At 71.1% G+C, this 15,618-nt stretch carries 12 protein-coding genes; 4 read left to right on the forward strand and 8 right to left on the reverse strand.

What is annotated here, in order from left to right; genetic code table 11:
* Positions 1-3: 3 nt before the first annotated feature.
* Positions 4-1,203 (forward strand): MarP family serine protease, encoded by a 1,200-nt coding sequence (locus tag ACGF3I_RS19775; protein WP_393133723.1) that lies wholly within the window; start codon positions 4-6, stop codon positions 1,201-1,203.
* 43 nt (positions 1,204-1,246) lie between these two features.
* Positions 1,247-2,623, forward strand: coding sequence for a 6-phospho-beta-glucosidase (locus tag ACGF3I_RS19780; RefSeq protein WP_393133725.1), 1,377 nt, complete (start codon positions 1,247-1,249; stop codon positions 2,621-2,623).
* Here the strand turns inward: ACGF3I_RS19780 and ACGF3I_RS19785 are convergent.
* From ACGF3I_RS19785 to ACGF3I_RS19810, 6 genes are all read right to left on the reverse strand, one after another.
* Positions 2,620-2,817, reverse strand: a complete 198-nt coding sequence (locus ACGF3I_RS19785) for a hypothetical protein (protein WP_393133727.1) — start codon at positions 2,815-2,817, stop codon at positions 2,620-2,622. The genes ACGF3I_RS19780 and ACGF3I_RS19785 overlap by 4 nt on opposite strands.
* Positions 2,818-2,933: 116 nt before the next feature.
* A complete protein-coding gene (locus ACGF3I_RS19790) occupies positions 2,934-3,881 on the reverse strand; it encodes an alpha/beta fold hydrolase (RefSeq protein WP_393133729.1) in 948 nt (315 codons plus the stop codon).
* Complete coding sequence (locus ACGF3I_RS19795; protein WP_393133731.1) at positions 3,878-4,354, reverse strand: phage holin family protein; 477 nt, start codon at positions 4,352-4,354, stop codon at positions 3,878-3,880. Before ACGF3I_RS19795 ends, ACGF3I_RS19790 begins: the two co-directional genes overlap by 4 nt.
* 81 nt (positions 4,355-4,435) lie before the next feature.
* On the reverse strand, positions 4,436-5,830 hold the full coding sequence (gene nhaA, locus ACGF3I_RS19800) for a Na+/H+ antiporter NhaA (RefSeq protein ID WP_393133733.1): 1,395 nt from the start codon (positions 5,828-5,830) through the stop codon (positions 4,436-4,438).
* A 237-nt stretch (positions 5,831-6,067) separates the two neighbouring features.
* Positions 6,068-8,023 carry an acetate--CoA ligase gene (gene acs, locus ACGF3I_RS19805; RefSeq protein WP_393133735.1) on the reverse strand — a complete coding sequence of 652 codons (1,956 nt, stop codon included), beginning with the start codon at positions 8,021-8,023 and terminating at the stop codon, positions 6,068-6,070.
* Positions 8,024-8,230: 207 nt separating this feature from the next.
* A complete protein-coding gene (locus ACGF3I_RS19810; RefSeq protein ID WP_393133737.1) occupies positions 8,231-10,540 on the reverse strand; it encodes a SulP family inorganic anion transporter in 2,310 nt (769 codons plus the stop codon).
* A 281-nt stretch (positions 10,541-10,821) separates the two neighbouring features.
* Here ACGF3I_RS19810 and ACGF3I_RS19815 point away from each other — a divergent pair, with 281 nt between their 5' ends.
* Entirely contained in the window at positions 10,822-12,156 is a 1,335-nt protein-coding gene (locus ACGF3I_RS19815; RefSeq protein ID WP_393133739.1) for a hypothetical protein, read from the forward strand.
* Here ACGF3I_RS19815 and ACGF3I_RS19820 read toward each other — a convergent pair.
* Positions 12,134-13,129 carry an ATP-binding protein gene (locus ACGF3I_RS19820; RefSeq protein ID WP_393133741.1) on the reverse strand — a complete coding sequence of 332 codons (996 nt, stop codon included), beginning with the start codon at positions 13,127-13,129 and terminating at the stop codon, positions 12,134-12,136. The genes ACGF3I_RS19815 and ACGF3I_RS19820 overlap by 23 nt on opposite strands.
* A gap of 102 nt (positions 13,130-13,231) precedes the next feature.
* On the opposite strand from ACGF3I_RS19820, the gene ACGF3I_RS19825 reads away from it, so the two are divergent.
* Positions 13,232-14,050 carry an oxidoreductase gene (locus ACGF3I_RS19825; RefSeq protein ID WP_393133743.1) on the forward strand — a complete coding sequence of 273 codons (819 nt, stop codon included), beginning with the start codon at positions 13,232-13,234 and terminating at the stop codon, positions 14,048-14,050.
* 480 nt (positions 14,051-14,530) lie between these two features.
* Here ACGF3I_RS19825 and ACGF3I_RS19830 read toward each other — a convergent pair whose 3' ends face one another.
* Complete coding sequence (locus ACGF3I_RS19830) at positions 14,531-15,361, reverse strand: HAD family hydrolase (RefSeq protein WP_393133745.1); 831 nt, start codon at positions 15,359-15,361, stop codon at positions 14,531-14,533.
* Positions 15,362-15,618: the final 257 nt, after the last annotated feature.

Below are 15,618 nucleotides of genomic sequence, written 5' to 3' on the forward strand. Positions count from 1 at the left end.
CCCGTGAACGTGCTGGACATCCTGTTGCTGGTCGCCGCCGTGTGGTTCGCGATCGTCGGCTACCGCCAGGGCTTCGTCGTCGGCATCCTGTCGGTGATCGGGTTCCTCGGCGGTGGCCTCATCGCCGTGTACCTCCTCCCGCTCATCTGGGACCAGTTGACCGACGAGTCCCAGGTCTCGACGACGGCGGCCATCGCCGCGGTCGTCGTGGTGATCGTCTGCGCCTCGGTGGGCCAGGCCTTCACCACCCATCTGGGCAACAAGCTGCGCCGGTACATCACCTGGTCGCCCGCCAGAGCCCTGGACGCGACGGGCGGCGCCCTGGTCAACGTCGTGGCGATGCTGCTCGTGGCCTGGCTGATCGGCTCCGCGCTGGCCGGCACCGCGCTGCCCACGCTGGGCAAGGAGGTCCGCAACTCCAAGATCCTGCTCGGGGTCTCCAACGTGATGCCCCAACAGGCGTCCACCTGGTTCAGCGACTTCTCCTCGGTCCTCGCGCAGAACGGCTTCCCGCAGGTCTTCACGCCGTTCTCCAACGAGTCGATCACCGAGGTCCAGGCGCCCGATCCGAAGCTCGCCGGCAGCCCGGTCGCGGCCTCCGCCCAGAAGTCCATCGTCAAGGTCGTGGGCATGGCCCCGAGTTGCGGCAAGCGCCTCGAAGGCACCGGCTTCGTCTTCGCCGACCGGCGTGTGATGACCAACGCCCACGTGGTGGGCGGGGTCGAGGAGCCGACGATCCAGATAGGCGGTCAGGGACGCACCTACGACGCGAAGGTCGTGCTCTACGACTGGCGCCGCGACATCGCCGTCCTCGACGTGCCCGATCTGAAGGCGCCCCCGCTCCAGTTCACCTCGACCGACGCCCGCACCGGCCAGAGCGCGATCGTGGCGGGCTTCCCCGAGGACCACCCCTACGACGTCCGCTCCGCCCGCATCCGCGGCCGGATCAGTGCCAAGGGCCCGGACATCTACCACCGCGGCACAGTCCGCCGCGACGTCTACTCGCTGTTCACCACGGTCCGCCCCGGCAATTCGGGCGGCCCGCTGCTGACCCCCGAGGGCAAGGTGTACGGCGTGGTCTTCGCCAAGTCGCTCGACGATCCCGACACGGGATACGCGCTGACCGCCGACGAGATCCAGAGCGACATCCAGCAGGGCCGCACCGCGGGCCAGCAGGTCGACACCCAGCAGTGCGCCCTGTGACCCGCTGACGACGACGTTCCGACCCCCCGACGAGAAGGCTGCGATGCGACTGACGATCCTCGGCGGGGGCGGCTTCCGCGTCCCGCTCGTGTACGGCGCCCTGCTGCGCGACCACGCGCCCGGGCGGGTCACCGAGGTGGTCCTGCACGACCTGGACGCGGCGCGGCTGCACGCCATCGGCCGGGTCCTCGCGGACCGGGCGTACGGGATCGAGGACGCGCCCGCGGTGCGCACCACCACCGACCTCGACGAGGCGCTGCGCGGCACCGACTTCGTGTTCTCGGCGATCCGCGTCGGCGGCCTGGAGGGCCGGGCGGCCGACGAGCGGATCGCGCTCGCCGAGGGAGTGCTGGGCCAGGAGACGGTCGGCGCGGGCGGCATCGCGTACGGGCTGCGCACCGTGCCGGTGGCCGCCCACATCGCCCGCCGCGTCAAGGCGCTGGCCCCCGACGCCTGGGTCATCAACTTCACCAACCCGGCCGGCCTGGTCACCGAGGCGATGGCCGAGCACCTGGGCGACCGCGTGGTCGGCATCTGCGACTCGCCGGTGGGTCTCGCCCGCCGCGTCGCGCGGGCCGCCGGCGTCGACCCCGGCGCGGCGCGCCTCGACTACGTCGGGCTCAACCACCTGGGCTGGCTGCGCGGCCTGTACGACGGCGGGGAGAACGTGCTGCCGCGCCTGCTCGCGCAGGACGACGAGGTGCTGACCTCGTTCGAGGAGGGCAGGCTGTTCGGCGCGGAGTGGCTGCGCTCGCTGGGCTCGGTGCCCAACGAGTACCTGCACTACTACTACTTCAACCGCGAGGCGGTGGAGGCCTACCAGCGAGCCGGGCAGACCCGCGGCGCCTTCCTCAAGGACCAGCAGGAACGCTTCTACGCGACCGCCGAGACCGTTCCCGACGCCTCGGTGTGGGCGGCCTGGGACCGCACCCGGGCCGAGCGCGACGCCACATACATGTCCGCGAACCGCAAGGCCTCGGGCGGGGGCGAACGCGCCGCGGAGGACCTGGAGTCCGGCGGGTACGAGAACGTGGCGCTGGCCCTGATGCGGGCCATCGCGCGCGACGAGGCGGCCACGCTCGTCCTGAACGTGCGCAACGGATCGTCGCTGCGCGCGCTGGACGAGCGGGCCGTCATCGAGATCCCGTGCCGCGTCGACGCGCGGGGGCCGCGCCCGCTGCCCGTCTCACAGCTGACGGGCCATGAGGCGGGCCTGGTCGGCGCGGTGAAGGCGGTCGAGCGGTGCGTCCTGGAGGCGGCGTCGAGCGGCTCGGCGCGCGCGGCGGTGAAGGCCTTCGCGCTGCACCCGCTGGTCGACTCCGTCCAGGTCGCCCGCAGGCTCCTGGACGGCTACCGGGGCGTACACCCCGGACTCGGCTACCTCAGGACCGACCAGGCCGGCCCGGCCCCGCGATCCTAGGTCCGCGCGTGCCGCAGCCGGGCCGAGACCCAGCGTGCCCGGCGCCGCAGGATGCGCGGAATGCCCACCTCCCGGGAATCCGGGGAGGCGTGTGGCAGCCCTTGTTCCTGAGGGCCGCCCCTCTCGTACGAGACCGGCCCTGCGGCCGTTCGGCGGTTGCGTGCTGCATCACCGTAGTCGTGCGTCCAGCCCATACCCCGACGTCTGCCCGGGGCCCATGGTCGGTAACCGCTTCGGCGGGGGCCAATTGGCCTATGCGCCGGGCATTTGGCCGTTCGTAGGACAACCGTTCCCCCAGGGCCACCGTGCGTCAGCGATCCGGTTCCGGATCCTTCAGCCAGTTGACCAGTTCGGTCGAGAAGGCGACCGGATCCTCCTCGTGCGGGAAGTGCCCCAGACCGTCGAACAGCCGCCAGCGGTACGGGGCTTCGACGTATTCGCCCGATCCCGCGGCGCTGCGGGTGCGCATCACCGGGTCGAGGGAGCCGTGCAGGTGCAGCGTCGGCACCCGCACCGGGCGCTTCATCCGCCGGTTGAACTGGATGCCGTCGGGCCGCGCCATCGACCGGACCATCCAGCGGTACGGCTCGATCGAGCAGTGCGCCGTGGACGGGATGCACATGGCCCGCCGGTAGGTCTCCACGGCCTCGTCCTCGGGACGGCGCGGACCCGACCAGTCCCGTACGAGCCGCCCGACCAACGCGCCCTCGTCGGCGACCAGTTGACGCTCCGGCAGCCAGGGACGCTGGAAGCCCCAGACGTAGGACCCGGCCGCGGTCTGCTTGTGGTCGGCGAGCATCGCCGAGCGCCAGCGGCGCGGGTGCGGCATCGACGACACGACGAGCCGGCGCACCAGCTTGGGGCGCATCACGGCGGCCGTCCACGCCAGATAGCCGCCGAGGTCGTGGCCGACCAGGGCCGCGTCGGGCTCGCCGAGGGAGCGGACGACGCCCGTGATGTCGAGCGCCAGGTTGGCCGGGTCGTAGCCGCGCGGCGTGCGGTCGCTGCCGCCCACACCGCGCAGGTCCATCGCGACGGCCCGGTACCCGGCGTCGGCGAGCGCGGTCAGCTGATGACGCCACGTCCACCAGAACTGCGGGAAGCCGTGCAGCAGCAACACCAGCGGCCCGTCGCCGAGTTCGGCGATGTGGAAGCGGGCACCATTGGCGGCCACGTCCCTATGGGTCCAGGGACCATCGATGCGGACGGGGCTTCCGGTGCCGCCGGGGCTTCCGGTGCCGGTGTCGGGGGCGGTCATGCAGACGAGCGTGCCACAGTGGCGCCGCTGTCCGTGACCGTCACCTCGATGGTGGCCGGGCGCGGGTGCGGCTTGACGCCCTGGAGCGTGGCGGCCGTCGCCTTGGCCGAGGCGATCGACTTCTCCGGCGGCTTGACCTTCTTGAACTTGGTCACCGCCAGCACCCCGAGCAGCGCCGCGAGCAGCAGGAACGCGCCACCGACGATGAGGAACGACCAGGCGAGCCCGAGCCCCAGGTTGTGGATGCCGTACGCCGCCGCGAAGCTCAGCACCGGCAGCGAGAACAGGGCGAGCACCCCGGCCGTACTGATGGCGATGCCACCGATCGCCCCGCGCTTGACGTCCTGGCGCAGCTCCGCCTTGGCCAGCGCGATCTCGTCGTGCACCAGGGCCGACATCTCGGCGGTCGCGGAGGCGACCAGCTGACCGAGGCTGCGCTCGGCGCTGCCGGCGTTGTGGCTGGGGTCGCTCATCGCTGACTCCCTCATCTCTTCTCGGTTGCCGACGGGTCGATCACCGACGGTTCGGTCAAGACCAAAAGGTCCGTGGTCAGATCATGCCGGACTGTCGCCGTCGTCGCGCCCCGCCCCCGCCAGTTGCGCAAGCCGGCGGTGTTCCGCGGCCTTGTTCTCGTAGATCGCGGCCATCCGCAGGTGGTACTCGGGCTTGTCCGCCTCGTAGATGTCGGGGATGCCGTCCTGGTCGTCGTCGCGCTCCTCGTCGTCGACCAGCTGTCGGTACTTGCGCACCCGCAGCTTGAGCAGCACGGTGGCCAGCACCGCGGCGGTGAGCGACCCGACGAGCACGGCGGCCTTCACCTCGTCGGTCAGCTGCTCCTGGCCGTCGAAGGCGAGCTCCCCGATCAGGAGCGAGACCGTGAAGCCGATGCCGGCGAGGGAGGCCACGGCGAAGACGTCGGCCCAGGCCAGTCCCTCGTTCAGCTCGGCCCGGGTGAAGCGGGCGGCGAACCAGGTGCCGCCGAAGATGCCGAGCGCCTTGCCGACGACCAGACCGAGGACCACGCCCAGCGTCTCGGGACGGGTGAAGACGTCGGCCAGGGTGGAGCCGCTGATGCCGACGCCGGCCGAGAACAGCGCGAAGAGCGGCACCGCGAGCCCGGCCGACAGCGGCCGCACCAGGTGCTCGATGTGCTCGCCGGGGGAGTGCTCCTCGCCCTCGGTGCGGTGGCAGCGCAGCATCAGGCCCATCGCGACGCCGGCGATCGTGGCATGGACGCCGCTGTTGTACATCAGCCCCCAGATGACGAGCGCGAGCGGTACGTAGATGTACCAGCCCCGCACGCCCTTCCTGAGCAGCAGCCAGAAGACGGCGAGGCCGAGGACCGCGCCGCCCAGCGCGGCGAAGTCGAGGTCGCTGGTGAAGAAGACGGCGATGATCAGGATCGCGAACAGGTCGTCGACCACGGCCAGGGTGAGCAGAAAGGCGCGCAGCGCGGAGGGCAGCGATGTGCCGATGACCGCGAGCACGGCGAGCGCGAACGCGATGTCGGTCGCGGTCGGTACGGCCCAGCCGCCCAGGGATCCGTCCCCGAGGACGTTCACCAGGGTGTAGACGAGCGCGGGCACGGCCATGCCGCAGACCGCCGCGATCACGGGCAGCGCGGCGGCCTTCGGATCGCGCAGTTCGCCCGCGACGAGTTCACGCTTGAGTTCGATGCCGGCGACGAAGAAGAAGACGGCGAGCAGCCCGTCGGCCGCCCAGTGCTGGATCGAGAGGTCCAGGCCGAGCGCCCCGATGCCGAGGTGGAAGCCGCGTACCGACTCATAGCTCGCGCCCAGGGTGTTCGCCCAGATCAGGGCGGCGATGGCGGCCACCAGGAGCAGCACACCGCCGACCGTCTCGGCGCGCAGTGCCTCGGCGATGTAGGTGCGCTCGGGGAGCGGCAGGCGGCCGAGGAGCTTGCGGTTGCTGGGGGCGGGTGCGGTCACGGGGGCGGCCTCCGGTCGGTTCGGCGGGCATGGCTGAGCACATTGCCGACCAGACTTCCCGGCGCACCTGACGTTCCTGTCGCGTCCTTGACGCTTTGCTTAGATTACCTAACCTTACGGTCGGATGCGTCGTCCGGGTGGATCCAGTGATCATCACTTTAGGGGCAGAGCGGACACGCGGCGCGCGACAGGGGCCCGGCCGCGCCTGCGACCGGGCCCCCGCCGTGCTCCTGCCGCTCAGTCCTCGCTGGAGGCGCTCGGCAGCTTCGTCTGGATGAGCGCCATCACCGAGGAGTCGGTCAGCGTGGTGACGTCGCCCAGCTCACGGTTCTCGGCCACGTCGCGCAGGAGGCGGCGCATGATCTTGCCCGAGCGGGTCTTGGGCAGCTCGGCGACCGGCAGGACGCGCTTGGGCTTGGCGATCGGTCCGAGCGCTGAGCCGACGTGTGCGCGCAGCTCCTCGACCAGGCCCTCGGTCTCGGCCGCGCTGCCGCGCAGGATCACGAAGGCGACGATGGCCTGCCCGGTCGTCTCGTCGGCGGCGCCGACGACGGCGGCTTCGGCGACCGAGGGGTGCGAGACCAGGGCGGATTCGACCTCGGTGGTGGAGATGTTGTGGCCGGACACCAGCATCACGTCGTCGACGCGGCCGAGCAGCCAGATGTCGCCGTCGTCGTCCTTCTTGGCGCCGTCGCCCGCGAAGTACTTGCCCTCGAAGCGCGACCAGTACGTGTCGATGAACCGCTGGTCGTCGCCCCAGATGGTGCGCAGCATGGAGGGCCACGGCTCGGTCAGGACGAGGTAGCCGCCCCCGCCGTCCGGGACCTCGCGGGCCTCGTCGTCGACCACGGTCGCGGCGATGCCGGGCAGCGCGCGCTGGGCGGAGCCCGGCTTGGTCTCGGTGACGCCGGGCAGCGGCGAGATCATCATCGCGCCGGTCTCGGTCTGCCACCAGGTGTCCACGATGGGGCACGTGTCGGCGCCGATGTGCTTGCGGTACCACATCCACGCCTCGGGGTTGATCGGCTCACCGACCGACCCGAGGACCCGCAGACTGCTCAGGTCGAACTTGGCGGGGATGTCGTCGCCCCACTTCATGAACGTGCGGATCGCGGTCGGCGCGGTGTAGAGGATGCTCACGCCGTACTTCTGCACGATCTCCCAGAACCGGCCCTGGTGCGGGCTGTCCGGGGTGCCCTCGTACATGACCTGGGTGGCGCCGTTGGCGAGCGGCCCGTAGACGATGTACGAGTGCCCGGTGACCCAGCCGATGTCGGCGGTGCACCAGTAGACGTCGCTCTCGGGCTTCAGGTCGAACACCGCGTGGTGGGTGTACGCGGCCTGGGTGAGGTAGCCGCCGGAGGTGTGCAGGATGCCCTTGGGCTTACCCGTCGTACCGGACGTGTACAGGATGAACAGCGGGTGCTCGGCGTCGAAGGCGGTGGGCGTGTGCTCCACCGACTGGCGGCCGACGATGTCGTGCCACCACACATCGCGGCCCTCGGTGAACGCGGTGTCCTGGCCGGTGCGGCGCACCACGAGGACGTGCTCGACCTGCGGGCAGCGGGCCACGGCGTCGTCGATGGCGGGCTTGAGCGCGGACGGCTTGCCGCGGCGGTAGCCGCCGTCGGCGGTGATGACGAGCTTGGCGTCGGCGTCCTGGATGCGCGAGGCGACGGCGTCGGCCGAGAAGCCGCCGAAGACCACGGAGTGCGCGGCGCCGATGCGGGCGCATGCGAGCATCGCGACGGCCGCCTCGGGGATCATCGGCATGTACACCGCGACCCGGTCACCGGCCCGGACGCCCAGCTCGGTCAGGGCGTTGGCGGCCCGCGACACCTCGTCCTTGAGCTCGGCGTAGGTGATCGCGCGGCTGTCGCCGGGCTCGCCCTCGAAGTGGATGGCGACGCGGTCGCCGTGGCCGGCCTCGACATGGCGGTCGACGCAGTTGTACGCGACGTTCAGCGTGCCGTCGGCGAACCACTTCGCGAACGGCGGGTTCGACCAGTCGAGCGTCTCGGTCGGCTCGGTGGCCCAGGTCAGGCGCCGGGCCTGCTCGGCCCAGAAGCCCAGCCTGTCCGCCTCGGCCCGCTCGTACGCCTCCGCGGTCACGTTGGCATGCGCGGCCAGCTCGGAGGGCGGCGCGAACCGCCGCTCTTCCTTGAGCAGGTTGGCGAGGCTTTCGTTGCTCACGACATCTCCCTTTCCCAGGGCGTCTTCTGTGCGTATGTGTCCCGGCCATAGCTCATCAGTCCGGAGGGCCGGGTGACAAGAGCCTCCGGGAAATTGGTTTAGACCTGTAGGGGTTCCCGACCCTCGGCGGAGCACGGCGACGGCCCCTGCCACGGCGCGGAGGGCGCCGGACAGAGGCCGTACGGAAGTGCCGCGCGCGGCACGGATTCAGGCGGGCGTGTTCTCCAGGAGGTTGACGCCGACGCCCTCGAAGACCTCTTCGTGGTCGTCCGGGGAGAGCAGATAGGCCTGCGCCTCGCCGACGTGGAAGTACATGCCGTGCAGGGCGAGGGTGCCGGCCGCGATGGCCCGGGCCACCGACTCGTGCCGGCGCAGATGCTCCAACTGCTGGACCACATTGGTCAGACAGAGCTGTTCCACGGCGTCGGCGGGCAGCCGCCCGGCGATCCGGGCCCAGGCGTGCCGCCGGCTCGCCATCCGCTCCAGGCTCGGTGCGCCGTGCCGCAGCCAGCGCCGCAGCGGGGTCATCGGCGCCTCGGGCGCGCCGTTGAGCAGCGCCTGCATGGCGCCGCAGCCCGAGTGCCCGCACACGGTGATCGACTGGACGTGCAGGATGTCGACCGCGTACTCGATGGCCGCGGCCACCGAGTCGTCCGCGCCCGGCGGCGGGACCAGGTTGCCGATGTTGCGCACGGTGAACAGGTCGCCCGGACCGCTGGCCGTGATCATGCTGGTGACCAGGCGCGAGTCCGCGCAGGTGATGAAGAGCTGCTGAGGGCGCTGGCCCTCACGGGCGAGCCGGGCCAGCTCGTCCCGTACCAGCGGCGCGGTGTTGCGCTGGAACGAGCTGAGCCCGCTGGCCAGTTGGTGCCCCTGGACGGGCCGCGGCGGCTGGTCCTGGCAGTGGTGGTTGCGCCACGGCGTCCAGGGCCGGCAGCAGCTCTGGGACGCGGCGGCGGGCTCGGCCACCCGGGCGCCGGCCCGTCCGGTGACGCGGACCTTGCCGCCGCGCGCGTGATGCGCGTCCTGCCAGCTCTGCAGGGCTTCGAAGGCGGCGTGATCCATGAACGATCCGTCCAACTCCACGATGGTGTCCGCTCCTTGGGGGACATGGCCGAGCGTCCGGGTGAGCCGGGGCACGGCGAGAAACGTCAACTGGCCGCGGACGCGCACCAGATACCTGCCGTCGGTCTCCTCATGGGTGGTGATCCGCGTACGGGCGAGGCGGTGCAGCGCGACGGCGACGGCCACCGCGATGCCCAGGAGCACGCCCTGCAGCACACCGAGCAGCAGCACACCGCCGACGGCGGCCACGTACACCGGGAACTCGCGGTGCTTGTGGACGTTGCGGATGTGCGCGAGGTTGACCATCTGGATGCCGACCATCATCACGAGGGCGGCGAGCGCGGCCAGCGGGATCCGCTCCAGGACCGGGACGAGCAGCCCGGCCGCGAGCAGCACCCACAGGCCGTGCATCACGGTGGAGGCCCGGCCGGTGGCGCCGGCGCGGACGTTCGCGCTGCCGCGCACCGCGCCGCCGGAGACCGGCATGCCGCCGAGCAGTCCGGAGACCGCGTTGGCGATGCCCTGGCCGCGCAGTTCGCGGTCGAGGTCGGCGCGCGGGACGGTGCTGCCCGGCCGCTCGGCCGCGAGGCGGTCGACGGCGACCGCCGACAGCAGCGACTCCAGGCTCGCGACCAGCGTCACCGTGAGCACCGCGGTGAGGAGCCCGAGCACCGGGCCGTGCGGCACGGCGGGCAGGACGTGCGCGTCCCAGGAGGGCAGGTCGACCCGGGCGATGCCGGGGGCGGCGAAGGCGGCGACGGCGGTGGCCAGGACGACGCAGGCGAGCGCCGCGGGGATCGTGCGCAGGGCCTTGCCGACCCGCCCCGGCAGGCGCGGCCACAGCAGGAGCACGGCCAGGGTGAGCGCGCCGATGAGCGGCTCGGCCGGGCCGACCTGGGCCAACTGCCCGGGCAGCGCGAGGGCGTTGTCGACGGCAGAGCTCTGCGGGGAGCCGCCGAGGACGATGTGGAGCTGGGCGAGCGCGATGGCGGCGCCGATGCCGGCCAGGGTGCCGTGCACGATGGCGGGGCTGACCGCGAGGGCCGAGCGCGCCGCCTTCAGGGAGCCGAGGGCGACTTGGAGCAGACCCGCGCCGACCGTGATGGCGCAGGTGGTGCGCCAGCCGTACGACTGGATCATCTCGGCGGACACCACGGTCAGGCCGGCCGAGGGGCCGCTGACCAGGAGCGGCGAGCCGCCGAGCAGCCCGGCGACGATGCCGCCGATGCCGGCGGCGATGAGGCTGGCCTCCAGGGGTGCGTCGATGGCGACGGCGAGGCCGAGCGACATCGGGACGGCGAGCAGGAAGACGGTGATGGACGCCGACACATCGGCGCCCTTGATGCGCAAGCGGCGCCCGGATCCGTCTCCCGAAGGAGCGGAGCGGCGCGGTCGCCGGATGCGGGGCGGACGAGCTGGTGGCTGGGCGCGAGTGGGTACGCAAGCAGGCATGTTCCCGTCTCCTCCGGGGCAGCGCGGTCGCGGAACGAGGGGTCGCGGCCGTGGGTCACGGCAGTGCAGCGGCGGGATTCTCAACTCTCGGTAAACGAATCGTAATGCAGAGTAAAGCGACATAAGTGTTGTTTAGGGCAAACAGGCCAGCGATTCACTCTCAGGGATGAATAGGCAGCTTTTAGTTCGGCTTGTCGTGCCGAAATCGTTCAATGTGCATGCGACTTTTGCGGCGCCGTGACGGCATTCAACGCACGAAACCGCAAGGAAGAGGTGGGCGGATGATCGCCGCCAGGCATGTCAGGCACGCCGTGCACGCCCCGCGCATGGCCATGAGGATCGTCGTCGGAGTCATCGCCGCCGCCCTCGCCGCCGGAGCGGCGGGCTGTTCCGCGGGCAGCCCCGCCCCCGCCAAGCCGGGCACCCCGGCCGGACAGCAGGGCGCCGCTCCCCAGCTCGCCCCGCACGTCATCGGGGACGGCTCGACCGCGTACACCGGGCTCCAGCCGCACCTGCTCAAGCCGCAGAAGCTGAAACCGGGCCAGCAGCCCCCGCAGTTCGTGGTGTTCTCCTGGGACGGCGCCGGCGAGGACAGCCAGAAGCTCTTCTCGCACTTCCGCCAGGTCGCCAAGGAGTCCAACGCGACCATGACGTACTTCCTGAGCGGCGTGTACATGCTCCCGGACGCGAAGGCGAAGCTGTACACCGCGCCCAAGCACTCCGCCGGCACCTCGGACATCGGCTTCAACGACGTCAAGGGAATCAAGGACACCGTCACCCAGCTGCGCGCCGCGTGGCAGGAGGGCAACGAGATCGGCACCCACTTCAACGGCCACTACTGCGGGCCCGACGGCGGCGTCGGCACCTGGTCGGTGGACGAGTGGAAGAGCGAGATCGCCCAGGCCAAGTCCTTCGTGAAGAACTGGAAGACCAACTCCGGCCTGAAGACCGAGGCGCCGCTCCCCTTCGACTACGACAAGGAGCTCGTCGGCGGCCGCACCCCGTGTCTCGAGGGCCGCAAGAACTTCGTGACGGCCGCGGGCCAGCTGGGCTTCCGCTACGACACCAGCGCGGTCAACGACCAGGTGTGGCCGAAGAAGAACGACAACGGCGTCTGGGACCTGTCGATGCAGCTGGTGCCGGTCCCGGGCCGCGGCTTCGAGACGCTGTCGATGGACTACAACTTCTACATGAACCAGTCCAACGCGATGACCGGCGACGCCGATCAGCAGGAGGGCTGGGGCAACCAGATGCGCGACGGCCTGCTCCAGGCCTTCGACCGCTCCTACGCCGGCAACCGAGCCCCGCTGATCGTCGGCAACCACTTCGAGTCCTGGAACGGCGGCGTCTACATGAAGGCCGTCGAGGACACCATCCGCACGGTGTGCGTGAAGCGCGACGTGCACTGCGTCTCGTTCCGCCAGCTCGCCGACTGGCTGGACGCGCAGGACCCGCAGGTGCTCGCCAAGTTCCACTCGCTGAAGGTGGGCGAGGCGCCCAAGGGCGGGTGGGCAGCCCTGGAGGCCGCCCGGCCCGCCGTCCCGGCGAAGCCGGTCGCCCCGCTGAAGCCCGCGGAGCCGGCCGTCCCCGCCATCAAGCAGGCTGCGGCTCGCTGACCTCGTCCAGCAGCTCGCTGAGCACGAAGCCCGGGTCGACCTGCGCCGCCAGGTCGGCCCCGGTCTTCGCGTTGCCCCAGCTCTCCGCGTTCTTCAGGTGGAAGTGCACCATCTGCCGCGTGTAGCGGCCCCAGTCGCGGTCCGCGTACGAGTCGTCCGCCGCGTTCTGCAGCGCCTGGAGGGCCAGCCGGTTGTCGGCCTCCAGGAGTTCGAAGCGCGGCGGGCTGCCCTTCTCCATGGCGCGCACCCAGTCCGAGTGGCCGACCGTGACCAGCAGGTCGTCGCCGACCTCGGCGCGCAGGAAGTCCACGTCGTCCTGGCCCTGCACCTTGTTGCCGACGACCTTGAGCGCGACCCCGTAGTCCCGGGCGTACTCCTTGTACTGGCGGTAGACCGACACGCCCTTGCGGGTCGGCTCGGCGACCAGGAACGTCATGTCGAAGCGGGTGAACATGCCGGAGGCGAACGAGTCGGAGCCCGCCGTCATGTCGACGACGACGTACTCGTCCACCCCGTCCACCAGATGGTTCAGGCACAGCTCGACCGCGCCGACCTTCGAGTGGTAGCACGCCACCCCGAGGTCGGACTCGGTGAACGGGCCCGTCGCCATCAGGCGGATGTCCCCGTCGTCCAGCACGACGCGGCGCGCGCACGCCTCGAACACGGGGTTCGCCTCGCGCACCCGCAGCAGCCGCGAGCCGTGGCCGGGCGGCGTCGTCTTGATCATGGTGTCGGTGGAGGCGATCCGCGGGTTGGTGCCGCGCAGGTACTCCTTGATGAGCGGCAGGTGCGCGCCCATCGCGGGCAGGGCCGCGGCCTCCTCCTCGTCGAGCCCGAGCGCGGCCCCGAGGTGCTGGTTGATGTCGGCGTCGACCGCGACGACGGCGGCCTCGTTGGCGGTGAGGTGGCGGATGAAGAGCGAGGACAGCGTCGTCTTGCCGCTGCCGCCCTTCCCCACGAAAGCGATCTTCATGTTCACCAACGGTAATCGCATGGTGGCACAAAGTATGCGAGCCGAGTGAAGAAGACCACTCGAAGGTGGGGCGCGGCTTGCGGACGCGTAGCCTCCTTACCTATGAGTACGAACGCCGCTGACCCACTCGTCGCCCTCGGCGGGCTGCCGGGCGTCCCGGACGCCGTGGACTCCGTGCGCAAGGCCGTGGACCGCGTCTACGGGCACCGCGTGATGCGGCGCCGGAGCAACGAGATCACCTCGGAGGCGGCGCTGCGCGGGGCCCGCGGCAGCGCGGCCCTCTCGGGCGCGGACTGGGCCCTAGAAGAGGTGCGGCGGCGGACCGACTTCGGCAGCGAATCCGAGGCGCGCGCGGTCGGCGCGGCCCTTCGCCTGACCGCCGAGGCGGGTCAACTCCTGTCCATCTGGCGGCAGTCGCCGCTGCGCGTGCTGGCCCGGCTGCACCTGGTCGCGGCCGCCGACGCCGGTGACGCGGTCGGCCGGCCGCGCCGGCACGGCGAGCCGGTGGACGAGCCGCTGATCGAACTCCCGCTGCCCGACGCGGACGAGGTCGCGGGCCGCCTCGACGGCCTCTCCCGGCTGATCATCGCGGGCGGTTCGGCCCCCGCGCTCGTGACGGCCGCCATCGTGCACGGCGAACTCCTGGCGCTGCGCCCCTTCACCTCGTACAACGGCCTGGTGGCGCGCACCGCCGAGCGGATCGTGCTGATCGGCAGCGGCCTCGACCCGAAGGCGGTCTGCCCCTCCGAGGTCGGCCACGCGGAGCTGGGCCGGGCCGCCTACGCGGCGGCGCTCGACGGGTACGCGTCGGGGACGCCGCAGGGCATGGCGGCTTGGATCACCCACTGCGGCAAGGCCGTGGAACTGGGCGTGCGCGAGTCGACGGCGGTGTGCGAGGCGCTCCAGCGCGGCGCTGCCTGAGCGGGTGAACTCGGCCTGGGCGGCCGGGAAAAGGGTTGCGGCGGTATCGATGTCCGATACCGCCGCTGGCATGTTCACCGGGTTACCAAGCGTCCTCGAAAGTTGCCCATCAGGCCGGGATTCTCTGCCCGTTCACCTGGTGCGGCTGGCCCGTAATCGACGGGTCGACGTCGCGTGGGTGCTCGATGTCCATGCTCGGTCCGTGGGGCCTTGCTGCGTAGAAGGTGATCCTCTCGGATGTCCCAGGTCTCGCGGGCCGTTGAGTCCTTTCTACTCCCGTCCGGCCGGAAGCGAAACCCCTGATCACCGTTCTTTACTTTTAGCTTCAAACAGGGGTGAAACGGACGTCTGTGTACGGCGGCATCCCGTGCCCCGCGCATCCGCTGCCTCGCGCATCCCCGTCCCTGCGCCCCCTCTTCCTCGAATCCCTCGTGTCCCTCGGCGGAGGCGCTGTGCGCGCAGGCCGCCTCGCGCCGTCGGTCAGGCCGCCTCGCGCCGCCGGCTCGCGTACCAGACGAGGCCCGCCGTCGCGGCGGCGGCGCCGACGGCCGCGGCGGCGAGCAGTGCCGAACGCGGCGGCATCGAGAGGGCGGGCAGCCGCTGCTTGAGGCTGACCGGCCTGTTGAAGACGAGAATCGGCCACTGTCTCGCGGTCGCCTCGCGGCGCAGCGCCCGGTCCGGATTGACCGCGTGGGGGTGCCCGACGGACTCCAGCATGGGCACGTCGGTCGCCGAATCGCTGTAGGCGTAGCAGCGCGACAGGTCGTAGCCCTCGGACGCGGCCAGCTCCTTGACGGCCTCGGCCTTGGTCGGACCGTAGGCGTAGTACTCGACGTCGCCGGTGAAGCAGCCGTCGTCGCCGACCACCATCCTGGTCGCCACCACCCGGTCCGCGCCCAGCAGTTCGCCGATCGGCTCGACGACCTCGGCGCCGGAGGTCGACACGATCACCACGTCGCGGCCCGCGGCGTGGTGCTCCTCGATGAGGGAGGCGGCCTCGTCGTAGATGATCGGGTCGATCAGGTCGTGCAGGGTCTCGGCGACGATCTCCTTGACCTGCTGCACGTTCCAGCCCTTGCAGAGGGCGGACAGATACTTGCGCATCCCCTCCATCTGGTCGTGGTCGGCACCGCCGGCGATGAATACGAACTGCGCGTAGGCGGTGCGCAGTACGGCACGGCGGTTGATCAGCCCCCCTTGATAGAAGGACTTGCTGAAGGTCAGCGTCGACGACTTGGCAATGACTGTCTTGTCCAAGTCGAAGAAGGCGGCGGTACGCGGCAACGAGTGGTTTTCCACGAGGTCGAGCATAGGCGCCCACCATTCGGCGTAAGCTGTGGCGCGTGGGTTTGCCTGAGAAGGCTCTCGGGTACACCATGGAAGTCACGGATCGTTCGCGACCGTGCTAACCCGGCCCGACTCCTCCCCCCCCGAGTCGGCCGTGGGGACGACCCCCGCTCTCCCCCCCGGCGGGGGTCGTCGCATGTCCGGATGCGTTTTCGGCCCCGGTTCCGATCGTCTCCCCCTCTCTCAGGCTCTCGTGAGCCCGCCTCCTCCCTCTGAGAACT

The organism is Streptomyces sp. NPDC048111, assembly GCF_043202815.1.
Taxonomy (GTDB): Bacteria; Actinomycetota; Actinomycetes; order Streptomycetales; family Streptomycetaceae; genus Streptomyces.

Coding starts and splice junctions, on each gene's coding strand:
- ACGF3I_RS19780 (WP_393133725.1), top strand. CDS start 1,247: ATGCGACTGACGATCCTCGGCGGGGGCGGCTTCCGCGTCCCGCTCGTG.
- ACGF3I_RS19785 (WP_393133727.1), bottom strand. CDS start 2,817: ATGGGCTGGACGCACGACTACGGTGATGCAGCACGCAACCGCCGAACG.
- ACGF3I_RS19790 (WP_393133729.1), bottom strand. CDS start 3,881: ATGACCGCCCCCGACACCGGCACCGGAAGCCCCGGCGGCACCGGAAGC.
- ACGF3I_RS19795 (WP_393133731.1), bottom strand. CDS start 4,354: ATGAGCGACCCCAGCCACAACGCCGGCAGCGCCGAGCGCAGCCTCGGT.
- ACGF3I_RS19810 (WP_393133737.1), bottom strand. CDS start 10,540: ATGCCTGCTTGCGTACCCACTCGCGCCCAGCCACCAGCTCGTCCGCCC.
- ACGF3I_RS19815 (WP_393133739.1), top strand. CDS start 10,822: ATGATCGCCGCCAGGCATGTCAGGCACGCCGTGCACGCCCCGCGCATG.
- ACGF3I_RS19820 (WP_393133741.1), bottom strand. CDS start 13,129: ATGAAGATCGCTTTCGTGGGGAAGGGCGGCAGCGGCAAGACGACGCTG.
- ACGF3I_RS19825 (WP_393133743.1), top strand. CDS start 13,232: ATGAGTACGAACGCCGCTGACCCACTCGTCGCCCTCGGCGGGCTGCCG.
- ACGF3I_RS19830 (WP_393133745.1), bottom strand. CDS start 15,361: ATGCTCGACCTCGTGGAAAACCACTCGTTGCCGCGTACCGCCGCCTTC.